A 12,247-nucleotide genomic window follows, 5' to 3' on the forward strand; every position below is an offset into this window, starting at 1 on the left:
AAAAATTGACCGCGAAAGTTCAACAAACCCTTTTAGTCAGCGCTAATGACTTAAACGCTTCTAGTCGAAAGTGCCCATATTTTTACCTCTAAAAGTGGGCACGATATCTAGTGGCAATAACGACATCTGGAGGGAGCAGTGATGTTAGTTGTCCGCCCTATTGCCATGTCAGATTACGAGTCTTTGCACACGTGTGCCGTAGAGTCTGGTCATGGATTTACCTCTCTTCCTGTAAATGAAGAGCTTCTTACCAACCGCATTCAACATTCTGAATACAGCTTTTCCAAGCCGGAAGTCACCGAGCCTGGTGATGAAGGCTATCTGATGGTTGGCTTCGACAGTGAAACAGGCGAAGTAGCTGGTTGTACTGGTATTGAAGCCTCGATTGGCTGGGATGTACCTTTTTACTCTTACCACATCAGTACCGTGGTTCACTCTTCACCTAAGTTAGGTGTGAACAATGTGGTGAAACTGCTGACGTTTGGTAACAACTACACCGGTTGCAGCGAAATCTGCACCTTGTTCTTGAGGCCAAGTTTTCGTGGTGGCTTAAACGGCCGCTTGATGTCGAAATGTCGTTTCCTAATGATGGCTGAGCACCCGCATCGTTTTTCTGACACGATCTTTGCTGAGATGCGTGGCGTTTCAGACGATGAAGGTAACTCACCATTCTGGCAGTGGCTGCAAGAGCACTTTTTCTCTATCGACTTCACGATGGCGGATTACCTAACGGGTATTGGTAAGAAAGGCTTCATTGCTGATTTAATGCCGAAGCTACCGATTTATATCAACTTGCTGAGCAAAGAAGCGCAAGCGGTCATCGGTAAGGTACACGACAACACCAAGCCTGCTCTTAAACTGCTTGAACGAGAAGGCTTCACTTGCCGCAACTACGTCGACATTTTCGATGCAGGCCCAACCGTTGAGTGTGACCGCAGAAACATCGAATCGGTGCGTCACTCGATTCGAGCTAAAGTGCGAGTGTCAGAGCATGCCAGTTCGCAAGACTACCTGATTGCTAATACGTCATTTGAGCATTTTAGAGCGACCGCGGCAAAAGGCGCATATGACCAAGCGAGCGAAAGCGTCATTTTGGCGCCGGACGTGGCGAAAGCACTCGAAGTCAGCGAAGGCGACTTTGTTCGCATGTTGCCTCAGTAAATACTTCCTTATTAAAGAAAACTTATAACGGAAGTATTCCCAACAATGGAAGGAAAGTAGTATGACCCAGTGGATTGCAGGAGAGTGGCTTGCAGGTCAGGGCGATGCGATGACATCGGTCAGTCCATACAACGATGAAGTGATTTGGCGCGGAGATAGCGCAACACCATCGCAAGTCGATGCTGCGGTGAAAGCAGCCCGCGAAGCGTTTGTGAGCTGGAAGAAGCGTTCATTTGAAGAGCGCGAAGCTATCGTGTTGGCGTTTGCGGAAAAAGTAAAAGAGAACAGCGAACAGATTGCAGAAATCATTGCGAAAGAGACGGGTAAACCGATTTGGGAAACGCGCACAGAAGCGGCTGCAATGGCAGGCAAAATTGCTATCTCGATTCGAGCCTACCACGACAGAACTGGCAGCGCAGAACGTGAAGCAGCAGGTAATAAGATTGTACTGCGCCATCGCCCATTGGGTGTGATGGCGGTATTTGGCCCGTACAATTTCCCTGGTCACTTACCCAATGGCCATATTGTTCCCGCTCTACTTGCAGGTAACACTGTGGTATTTAAGCCTTCTGAACAAACACCATGGACGGGTGAATTCGCCATGAAACTTTGGCAAGAAGTGGGTTTGCCAAAAGGCGTGATTAACCTTGTTCAGGGCGCTAAAGAGACAGGTGTTGCTTTAGCGCAATCGAAAGGTATTGATGGCGTGCTGTTTACGGGGAGCGCAAATACCGGCCATGTTCTTCACAAGCAGTTTGCGGGTCAGCCGGATAAGATGCTAGCACTCGAGATGGGCGGTAATAACCCAATGGTGATCTCGGAGCAATTCGGTGACATTGACGCTACGGTTTATACGATTATCCAATCGGCATTCATTAGTGCAGGGCAGCGCTGTACCTGTGCTCGTCGACTGTATGTGCCAAGCGGCGAACGCGGCGATGAACTAATCGTTAAGCTAGTTGAAGCGACCAAAAACATTCGCGTTGATGAACCGTTTGCCGAACCGGCACCTTTCATGGGGCCGCAAATTTCGAAAGCCGCTGCAGAATTTATCCTATCGGCTCAAGCTAACCTGCAAAACTTAGGTGGAGAGAGTCTAGTCGAAGCGCAAGCGAAGAGTGCTGCGTTTGTGACTCCGGGTATTATCGATGTGACTAACATCGCTGAGTTACCAGACGAAGAATACTTTGGCCCACTACTTCAGGTGGTTCGCTACCAAGGTATTGAGCAAGCGGTTGAGTTGGCCAATGACACGCGATTTGGTTTGTCAGCAGGGCTAGTGTCTACCGATGATACCGAGTGGGAGTACTTTGTTGACCACATTCGAGCCGGTATTGTGAACCGCAATCGCCAGCTTACCGGTGCCAGTGGTGATGCGCCATTTGGTGGCCCTGGTGCGTCAGGTAACTTGCGTCCTAGCGCTTACTACGCTGCTGATTATTGTGCTTACCCTATGGCTTCAATGGAAGGGGAGGAGACTTTCCTACCCGAGACACTAAGCCCGGGTGTCACTTTATAAAAAACGATAAGAGCCGTTAAAAGGTTTAATACTAAAGTCACGTCACGGTTGAGGGCCATCTGATTACTGCAATTAGATGGCCTTTTTTCCACAGCCCTAGAGACGTGCCGCTTAATCCAATAATCTAACAAGGAGGCGTTATGACGCCAGATGTTCTCTTTCAATCGCTTTGGAATGACTATATTCAACGCTTGTGTCCTTCTGCTAATCATATCCACGAACTGCTCCGTGAGGATGCAGAACTGATTAATGACCACATTGCGTTGCGCACTTTCAATGTTTCACCTTTGGGTATCGAAACTTTGGCGAAGCCTTTTCTGGATGTGGGCTATAAGGAGTGCGGAGACTACCTGTTTGAGAAGAAGAAATTGGTGGCGAAGCACTATGAACATCCAGATCCAAATCAGCCAAAAGTATTCATCAGTGAGCTCAAGATCGAAGAGTGTTCTCCTGAGTTACAAGCGGTAGTTGCGCAGCTAGTAGAGCAATTGGATCATAGTAAGCTAAAAGGTCATGAGTTTCTCTACGGCGGTCGCCTTTGGGACTTAAGCTACTCCGATTTCCAGACACTATCAGAAGAGAGTGAATACGCGGCATGGTTGGCAGCCCACGGTTATGGCGCGAATCATTTCACGGTAAGTGTTAATCAACTGAATCGCTTTGAAGAAGTAAAAGAGGTGAATGCGCATTTGAGAACGGCGGATTACACCATTAATGAGTCAGGCGGTGAAGTGAAAGGAAGCCCTGATGTGTTGCTAGAACAGTCTTCCACCATGGCAGATAAAGTGAAAGTAGAGTTTAGCGATGGTGAGTACACTGTACCTGGTGGCTTTTATGAGTTCGCCAAGCGTTACCCGACGGCAAGCGGTGATTTATATACCGGCTTCGTAGCTGCGTCAGCCGATAAGATTTTTGAGAGTACAAATACGTAATCGTATCTCGATAAAGAAAAAAGCCACCCAGTTTTCACAGGGTGGCTTTCAAATTTTATAGACTCGAGTCTTCGGTTTCGTTAATTAACGAGTACCGTAAACAACAATTGTCTTACCGTGTGCAGAAATTAGGTTCTGCTCTTCTAGCATCTTCAAGATACGGCCAACAGTTTCACGTGAACAGCCAACAATCTGACCGATCTCTTGACGAGTGATCTTGATTTGCATGCCGTCTGGGTGAGTCATCGCATCTGGTTGCTTAGCTAGGTTTAGTAGCGTTTGAGCGATACGACCTGTTACATCCAAGAACGCTAGGTCACCTACTTTTTGGCTAGTCACTTGTAGGCGGCTTGCCATTTGCGCAGAAAGGCGCATTAGAATATCTGGGTTTACTTGGATAAGTTGACGGAATTTCTTGAAAGAAATTTCAGCGACTTCGCAAGGAGACTTAGCACGAACCCATGCTGTACGCTCTTGGTCTTCTTCGAAAAGACCCAGCTCGCCAATAAAGTCACCTTGGTTTAGGTAAGAGAGAATCATCTCTTTACCTTCTTCATCCTTGATTAGTACTGCAACTGAGCCTTTAACGATGTAGTACAACGTTTCTGCTTTTTCACCAGCGTGAATTAGCGTGCTCTTTGAAGGGTACTTATGAATATGACAGTGTGAAAGAAACCACTCTAATGTTGGATCGGTTTGAGGTTTACCTAGAACCATAATATCTCACTTCCTCTGCAGGGTACGCTTGTCGCTTTCCATTTTAAGTCGCGTCAGAAAAGGCGCGATGCCTAGTAATAAATTACTCAGGATAAGAGCACTTTAAAAATGCTGCAAGCTATCTTGTGTTTCGGTAAGAAATAGTATCCTTTTTCGAATACGATTTCTTGATTTTAATCGGGTACATGCTCGAAATTTGTACGCAAAAGTGTGCACATGATCACGGTATGAAAAGTAATCGTGACCGAGGTACGAGTTTTAGCCGATTTTTCCTGTTTCGATTAATTGTTGCATGATTGGACGTACTATCAGCTCCATCGCAAAGCTCATTTTACCACCAGGTACAACAAGCGTGTTATGGCGTGACATGAACGAACCATCAATCATGGCCAACAGATACGGGAAGTCGACATTCTTAATTCCACGCAGCCTAATAACCACAAAACTCTCATCCAAACTGGGAATGCCCTTCGCGTTAAGCGGGTTGGAAGTGTCCACGGTGGGAACACGTTGAAAGTTGATATGAGTACGTGAAAACTGTGGCGTGATGTAATTAAGATAGTCGTCCATAGAACGAACAATGGAGTCCATTACGGCCTCTCGAGAGTGCCCACGATCACGGGTATCTCGAACAAACTTTTGAATCCATTCAAGGTTCACAATCGGCACCATGCCAATCAGTAGATCGACGTGTTGCGCGACGTTGACATCGCCATCAACGACACCACCATGCAGGCCTTCATAGAACAGGATATCGGTATCTTCTGGCAGATCTTGCCAAGGAGTAAACGTACCTGGCATTTGATTGTAAGGCACCGCCTCATCAAATGTATGTAGGTAGCGTCGAACCTGACCAATGCCATCTTGGCCGTACTTACGGAAGAACTCTGCAAGTGCCGGGAAATCATTGGCTTGCGGACCAAAGTAACTGATGTGCTTACCTTGCTCTCGAGCTTTACGAATTTCTACGTCCATCTCAGGGCGAGTAAATCGGTGAAAGCTGTCCCCTTCAACCCAAGCGGGTTTAATGTCCATCATATTGAACATCTTGCGGAATGCTTCGGATGTGGTGGATGTCCCTGCGCCTGAAGAACCCGTTACGGCAATGATGGGATGTTTTGCTGACATGACAAACCTTGTCTCGTTAAAATTTCAGCGATTGCTGTTCAATGATGACATTGAATGAACAAAGGCTGATTCCATTTTCTGTTGAAAAGCCACTATAACACTTACGGCCGAAAGGTCTACTTTGTGAGACAGCGTCAATGGCGGCTTGGCTCACAATCCTAAAGGTGACGTTTGAGCTGGATGTCGACCGTTTCGTGCAGCTCCGAGAACACAATCACGGCTTCGCCGTTGGCAAGTTGTGTCTTCACTTGATCGATTTTTTGGTCAAGTGACACCTCGTGGTCACCGTAATCGGTGCCTTCGCGCAGAACGAACTCTTTAATCAAGTTGTCGAGCGTATCCGCTTCCAACTGTTGCCAAGGAATGATCATAAATACCTCTTGATTTTATGATGTCGATGAAAAGGGAAAGGTTAAGCCGATGCAATCAGGCTTTCATAATACGCGGGTAAGGCGTGCTCTAGCCAAAAGCGCGGCTTAAGGGCGCTGCCTGTCACAAAGCCAACGTGCCCACCTTGTTCGAATAGGCGATAGTCAATGTTATCGGGTAAAACAAATTTGGGAATGACTTCATCCGTCATGAATGGGTCATCTTTTGCGTGGATGATTTGTGTCGGCAGCTTAATTTCTTTTAAGCGGTGGATGCCCGAGCACTGCTGGTAGTAATCTTCAGCGTCTTTAAATCCATGCAAAGGCGCAGTAATTAAATCATCAAACTCATATAGCTTAGTCACACGCTTGATGCTTTGATAGGACAGCCCTAGCTCACCTTTGATCAAGTGATGCTTTTGCAATGCACTCGACTTTAATGATGAAAGTAAGTAGTTCTTGTACAGCTTGGAGAACCCCTGTTCGATTCGAGCTGAGCATGCACCTAAGTCGAGTGGAGCAGAAACTATAGTCGCCGCATCGATAAGCGGATCATCATTGTACTGAGCTAGGTAATTGACGAGCATATTGCCGCCAAGCGAGATACCGACCGAGACTTTTTTCTGCTGTGGAAACTGTTGATGAATGTGCTCTAGAAAATAGCGCGCATCCTCAACTTCCCCCGAATGATAGGCGCGAGCAAGTTATTAGGCGTGCCACTGCAGCCGCGAAAATGCATCATGACCGCAAGCCAGCCGTCTTTAGCAAAGGCGTCCATCAGGCCGTTAGCATACGGGCTGTAAAAGCAGCCTTCCAAGCCATGGAAAAGAATGAATAGTGGTTTTTTCTTTGCTTCATCGGTTTGCCAATCTTCACTCCAAGCTAGGTCTAAGAAGTCGCTATCAGGGGTATCCAAACGTTGCCAAATTGGTTCAAAAAGGGCCTTCTTGCGAATGATCCTAGGCATTAGCGTCTGAAGATGGGGATTTTTTAGCCCCGTAGCGGCAACGAAATGAGTCATAGTGTTGAAGGCTCCAAATCTAGGTCAACAGGATCTAGCAAGCTTGGTTAGGGGCTGGGTCGGCAAAGGATTGATAGGCGTCTTCGGCCCCTAGCTGTCGGCAGTAGCGTAACGTAAGAGGCTCATCGGTATTGTGGTGAAGTGCCATAGAGTTTATGCAGTCGACCAAATCCGCTTGCTGCTGCTTTTCAAGCTGTAGCTCAAATTGTAGCGCTTCTCGGTAAAGTGTGTCGGCCAGATGGCTTTTAAGTTTCTTTCTTAGCTCGCGGAAGCTGTGTAGAAGAGCTTCGGATTTTCCTAAGCAAGATTCTAAGTGGTGCCACTCTTGGTCGGCAAAGCTGACTTGTTGCTCATCGAGCCACTTTAAAAGCAGTAGTAGATTGACGTTACCGTGATACTGATTCTGGATGTATAAGCACGCGTCCTTCACTTCCCGCACAGAGTAGTATTGCAGGCTAAATTGCCACAATCGTTCAAGTGTCAGTGAAATCTCTACGTGCTTATTACTCATCTATCCTAGTCACTCATCCATTTAAAAACTCATTTGTATAAACATCATTCTTATAAACAAAGAGTTAGCTGCTATTGGGTCTGCTGCAGAGGTGTTAGGCGTTGAACTCTTGCTCCATTTGCTCAAGAACTTCTTGCTGTTCCATCCACTCCATTTCAACTTCTTCTAAAGCGGATTTACTGCTAGCTTGAAGCGCGAGTACTTGGTTAAGTTTAGCTTTATTTTCAGCTTCATAAAGGGAAGTGTCTGATAATTCTTGTTCAGCTTGTTCCAAATCGGCACCGAGCTTGTCCATTTTTGCTTCCAGCTTGGCTAGCTGTTTACGGATCGGTGCGGTCTGTTTGCGAAACTCTGCTTCACGGCGCTTCTGATCTTTCTTAGCCGCCGCGCTATTGGTGCTCGATTTCTCTGGCTGCAGAGAAAGTGCTTCGCGTTTCTCGACTTTTTGCTGCTCGGTGAGCCACTTGTAGTAGTCGGTTAGGTCACCATCGAAAGGCGCGACTTGACGGTCATGGACAAGATACAGGTCGTCTGTGGTTGCTCTGAGTAGGTATCGGTCGTGCGAGACAATCACCATCGCGCCTTCAAATGTCTGAAGCGCCAAAGTCAGTGCCTGACGCATATCGAGATCCAAGTGGTTGGTCGGTTCATCGAGTAGCAGTAGGTTTGGTTTTTGCCAAACAATCAGCGCCAATACCAAGCGGGCTTTTTCACCACCTGAAAACGGAGCTACTTTCTCTAGCGCTTTGTCGCCTTGAAAGCCAAAACTGCCTAAGTAGTTACGCAGCTCCAGTTCGTTCTTTTCAGGCGCTATCTGCATCATGTGTTGCAGTGGCGTCTCTTCTGGATGCAGGGTTTCGAGCTGATGCTGAGCGAAGTAACCAATCTTAACGCCTTGAGAGTATGTAAGATCGCCACCTTGCGGTTTTAGCTCACCAGACAGAAGTTTAATCAGCGTTGATTTACCCGCACCATTGCGTCCGAGCAGACCAATGCGACTGCCGGGTACCAGATTTAGACGAATCTTCTCTAAGATAAGGTTGTCATCGTAGCCTGCGGAAACTTCATCCATCATCATGATTGGATTTGGTAGAGCTGCAGGCTCGCGAAACTCAAAACTAAATGGGTTGTCGAACTGCGCAGGAAGTACTTTTTCCATCTTCTCAAGCGCTTTAATGCGGCTTTGCGCTTGGCGTGCTTTTGATGCTTTGTAACGGAAGCGGTCGATGTAGCTTTGCATATGCGACATCTGCTTTTGCTGCTTCTGGTACATGGCCTGTTGAAGAATGAGCTTTTGAGCACGTTGATCTTCAAATGAAGAGTAGTTACCCGTGTATTCATTCATACGCTGGTTTTCGATGTGCACAATGCGGTTTACGATAGGATCTAAGAAGTCACGGTCGTGCGAGATCAAGATCAATGTGCCAGGATAGTTCTGTAGCCACTTCTCAAGCCACATCACAGCATCCAAATCCAAGTGGTTGGTCGGCTCATCAAGTAGCAGTAAGTCGGAACGGCATAGCAGCGCTTGAGCGAGGTTAAGGCGCATACGCCAACCACCTGAGAATTGAGTCAGGTTCCAGCTCATCTGCTCTTGGCTAAAGCCCAAGCCATCAAGTAGCTCAGCCGCACGGGCGCGAATCGTGTATCCGCCAATGGTTTCAATTTTGCCATGTATCTCAGCCACCAAAGTGCCATTATCTGCCTGTTCTGCTTTAGCAAGTTGCTCCTCTAAGCCGCGAAACTCTCTGTCACCATCGATCACATAATCCAATGCCGCTCTGTCTAAAGCTGGCGTCTCCTGCGCTACCCATGCGAGTTCCCAATGGCTCGGCTGACTGAATGAGCCAGCATCAATGGACAGTTCGTCTTTTAGCAGCGCAAATAGAGTGGATTTACCACAGCCATTTTTGCCGACCAAACCGACTTTGTCGCCTGGATGAATGGTGGCTGATGCTTGCTCTAGCAGAGGCTTTCCACCACGAAGGAGTTGGATATCAGAGAAGGTGATCATAATGCTTTCGTTTGTATGCGTGACTTGTGACGAAGGGAATAGTAGGGGGATTAAGGATAAATGTCGATCATTATAGAAATTGGGGTATGATGCTAAAAACAATAACAATTTGATAACGCATCAAATTTGTATCATAAGAACGACTTGTCGCTGCTAGGACTATAATTACGGAATGATTGATACAGCTGCATCAGAAACGACTTTGCCCAAGATCTTAGTGATCTATGCTCATCCTGAGTCGAGAACCTCTATTGCTAACCAAGTGATGATCAAGAAGATCGAATCGCTCTCCCATGTGACTGTCCATGATCTCTATGCCGTCTACCCAGACTTCTTTATTGATGTGAATGCCGAGCATCGACGTTTGCTTGAACATGACATCATCATCTTTCAACACCCTCTCTATATGTATTCATGCCCAGCTTTACTCAAAGAGTGGTTTGATCGAGTGGTTAACAAAAGCTTTGCTTTTGGCGAAAAGAGCCGATTGGAAGGGAAGGTGTGGCGCAGTGTGATTACCACGGGAGGTAATCAAGATGCGTTTGGTGCCTCGGGTTACAACAAATACCCACTTGAGCAGATTCTTCAGCCGTTTGAGCTTACCGCAGCACTGTGCAAGATGCAGTGGGTAGAGCCGCTCGTTCTGTATTGGTCGCGCAATGTCAGCGATATGGACAGATATCAACACGCTGAGCAATACCGCCAGTGGCTGTTAACACCCTATGTTGCCAATACGCCTCATCCTGATGCCATTGTTGCCGACAGTAGTGGGCAGTCTGTGACTTCCGAACAAGGAGGTCAAGATGGCGCTTGAGAGTGATTTTCTACAAAGCAGTGTTATTTTCTTAACCGCAGCCGTTGTTGCTGTACCGCTTGCTCAGCGCTTGGGGCTAGGCTCTGTATTAGGGTATTTGATTGCAGGTGTTGCGATAGGGCCATGGGGGCTTGGCCTGATCAGTGATGTTGAAGCGATTTTGCATTTTGCTGAGTTTGGGGTCGTATTGCTGCTGTTTTTGATTGGCTTAGAACTGAACCCCAAAAAACTATGGCAAATGCGAGGGCCGATTTTAGGGCTTGGTGGCGCTCAAGTTCTGTTAACCACGCTGGTATTGGCTGCGATAGCGATGCTACTGGGAACCAGTTGGCAAACCAGTATCGTGATCGGTATGGGTCTAGCACTCTCATCCACAGCCATTGCACTCAGAGTGATAGAGGAGCAGGGGCTTGCAGGAGGTGAAACCGGTCAGTCTGGGTTTGCGGTGCTGCTGTTTCAAGATATCGCGGTTATCCCTATGCTGGCTATGTTGCCAATACTGGCTGGTAATACAGCGGGTAACTGGTTAGATGCCGCATGGATGCTATTGGGCATTACAGGACTAGCTGTTGGCGGTCACTTCTTGTTGCGCCCTCTGTTTCGTTATGTCGTGATGAGTGGAGTACGTGAGTTATTTACCGTTACTGCGCTGCTTGTCGTCGTTGGTATTGCCTTTCTCATGAAAGAGCTTGGTCTTTCTATGGCACTCGGCACCTTCCTAGCAGGTGTACTGCTTGCCGAGAGTGAATATCGTCATGAACTAGAAATCGCCATTGAACCTTTCAAAGGGCTATTGCTTGGGCTTTTCTTTATCGCAGTCGGCATGGCGGTCAACTTAGGTTTGTTGGCGTACTCCCCGTTAGAGGTGATTACTGCCGTAGTTGCCTTAGTGGTGATTAAAGGTTGGATCCTTTATTTGTTGGCACGCTTTTCTGGTGCTCGTGCGAAATCTCGCAGCAAAATGGCCGCGATTTTGAGCCAAGGTGGTGAGTTTGCGTTTGTTATTTTTACCGCCGCGAGTGCTCAGGGTTTACTGACTGCAGAAGAGTCTGGCTTTTTGCTCGTGGTAGTGAGTTTATCTATGGTGACGACTCCGCTGCTCTTGATGGCGCAGACACGCTGGTTTGCAAAAAAACTCAATAGTGATGAACCAGTTCTCTCACCAGACGTAGTAAACAAGGAACCGCGTATTATCATCGCGGGGTTTGGGCGCTTTGGGCAAATTGTCGGACGTTTGATGTACGCTAATAAGATCAAAGTGACGGTCTTAGAGAGCGATGCCAGCCAAATAAACTTGCTAAGAAAGTTTGGCTACAAGGTGTTTTATGGTGATGCGACTCAGCTTGATCTATTACGAGCGGCTGGAGCGGAAACCGCTGAAGCTATTGTGTTGTGTACCGACTCTCCTGAAGAGATCGTCAAAACCGTCGACTTGTGTAAGCAACATTTCCCATCGCTGCGTATTTTGGCGAGGGCACGTAGCCGGGTAGAAGCGTATCAATTAATGAATCATGGTGTAGCAAACTACTCACGTGAGACCTTTTTGGGCGCTTTGGATTTGGGCCGGCAGGCTTTGGTTGAGTTGGGAATGCATCCTTATCAAGCAAAACGTGCCGAAGCGCATTTTAAGAAGCTCGATGACGCCATGCTCAAAGAGTTAATGCCGCAACACAGCGATGACAAGCAGTTGGCATTGCGAGCGAAAGAAGCGCGTAAAGAGTTGGAAGAAATTTTTGGCCGCGAGATGGATAACGATCGCCAGTCAAAAAATTACTGGGAGTAGTCGCTTAGTGAAAGAGCTACTAGGCGGACAGTAGGAGTGATAAGTGAAGATTAAGAAACGTTTTATAGCAGGCGCAAGCTGCCCTAAGTGCAACCAGCAAGATTCCCTTCGCTGGTGGGTTGAGAATTCAATTGAGATTGTTGAGTGTGTGGATTGTGGCCATACAGAGCAAAGGCAGCCACAATCTGTAGATAAAAGTGAACACTCTGGCAAGAAATGATTGGTATTTTTAAGCCTGATTGATTGAGTTTCATTATTTGATCCCCATAATATCGGGAA

The 12,247-nt window shown here is 47.2% G+C and carries 10 protein-coding genes and 2 pseudogenes; 6 read left to right on the forward strand and 6 right to left on the reverse strand.

The genetic code is table 11. The features are described from left to right. Nucleotides 1-141: 141 nt before the first annotated feature. The 3 genes from astA to UA76_RS14635 all read left to right on the forward strand — a co-directional run bounded on the left by astA (nt 142) and on the right by UA76_RS14635 (nt 3,612). The gene (gene astA / locus UA76_RS14625; RefSeq protein WP_047047563.1) at nt 142-1,161 is read left to right on the forward strand and encodes an arginine N-succinyltransferase; all 1,020 of its coding nucleotides are present in this window, start codon (nt 142-144) and stop codon (nt 1,159-1,161) included. A 61-nt stretch (nt 1,162-1,222) separates the two neighbouring features. Beyond that, nucleotides 1,223-2,680 (forward strand): succinylglutamate-semialdehyde dehydrogenase, encoded by a 1,458-nt coding sequence (gene astD / locus UA76_RS14630; RefSeq protein WP_047047566.1) that lies wholly within the window; start codon nt 1,223-1,225, stop codon nt 2,678-2,680. 140 nt (nt 2,681-2,820) lie between these two features. Beyond that, nucleotides 2,821-3,612: a DUF1338 domain-containing protein gene (locus UA76_RS14635; protein WP_047047569.1), complete on the forward strand. Its 792-nt coding sequence runs from the start codon at nt 2,821-2,823 to the stop codon at nt 3,610-3,612. Between the two features lie 84 nt (nt 3,613-3,696). Here the strand turns inward: UA76_RS14635 and crp are convergent, their stop codons facing one another. From crp to UA76_RS14665, 6 genes and pseudogenes are all read right to left on the reverse strand, one after another. Continuing rightward, nucleotides 3,697-4,329 (reverse strand): cAMP-activated global transcriptional regulator CRP, encoded by a 633-nt coding sequence (gene crp / locus UA76_RS14640; protein ID WP_004410522.1) that lies wholly within the window; start codon nt 4,327-4,329, stop codon nt 3,697-3,699. Nucleotides 4,330-4,587: 258 nt separating this feature from the next. After that, complete coding sequence (locus tag UA76_RS14645; RefSeq protein ID WP_047047575.1) at nt 4,588-5,457, reverse strand: phosphoribulokinase; 870 nt, start codon at nt 5,455-5,457, stop codon at nt 4,588-4,590. Nucleotides 5,458-5,615: 158 nt separating this feature from the next. Then, entirely contained in the window at nt 5,616-5,828 is a 213-nt protein-coding gene (locus UA76_RS14650; protein WP_047047577.1) for a YheU family protein, read from the reverse strand. A 41-nt stretch (nt 5,829-5,869) separates the two neighbouring features. Continuing rightward, nucleotides 5,870-6,846, reverse strand: a pseudogene (locus tag UA76_RS14655) (hydrolase). A gap of 34 nt (nt 6,847-6,880) precedes the next feature. Beyond that, nucleotides 6,881-7,357, reverse strand: a complete 477-nt coding sequence (locus UA76_RS14660; RefSeq protein ID WP_047047580.1) for a TIGR02444 family protein — start codon at nt 7,355-7,357, stop codon at nt 6,881-6,883. Nucleotides 7,358-7,451: 94 nt separating this feature from the next. Next, a complete protein-coding gene (locus UA76_RS14665) occupies nt 7,452-9,371 on the reverse strand; it encodes an ABC transporter ATP-binding protein (protein WP_047047583.1) in 1,920 nt (639 codons plus the stop codon). 172 nt (nt 9,372-9,543) lie between these two features. Here UA76_RS14665 and kefG point away from each other — a divergent pair, with 172 nt between their 5' ends. The 3 genes and pseudogenes from kefG (at nt 9,544) to UA76_RS14680 (ending at nt 12,211) form a co-directional block, all read left to right on the forward strand. Continuing rightward, entirely contained in the window at nt 9,544-10,185 is a 642-nt protein-coding gene (kefG, locus tag UA76_RS14670) for a glutathione-regulated potassium-efflux system ancillary protein KefG (protein WP_075202583.1), read from the forward strand. Next, on the forward strand, nt 10,175-11,968 hold the full coding sequence (gene kefB / locus UA76_RS14675; RefSeq protein ID WP_047047586.1) for a glutathione-regulated potassium-efflux system protein KefB: 1,794 nt from the start codon (nt 10,175-10,177) through the stop codon (nt 11,966-11,968). Before kefG ends, kefB begins: the two co-directional genes overlap by 11 nt. Nucleotides 11,969-12,011: 43 nt before the next feature. Continuing rightward, nucleotides 12,012-12,211: pseudogene (locus UA76_RS14680) on the forward strand (YheV family putative zinc ribbon protein). Nucleotides 12,212-12,247: the final 36 nt, after the last annotated feature.

Source organism: Vibrio mexicanus (assembly GCF_001012815.1).
In the GTDB taxonomy this organism is placed as follows: Bacteria; Pseudomonadota; Gammaproteobacteria; order Enterobacterales; family Vibrionaceae; genus Vibrio; species Vibrio mexicanus.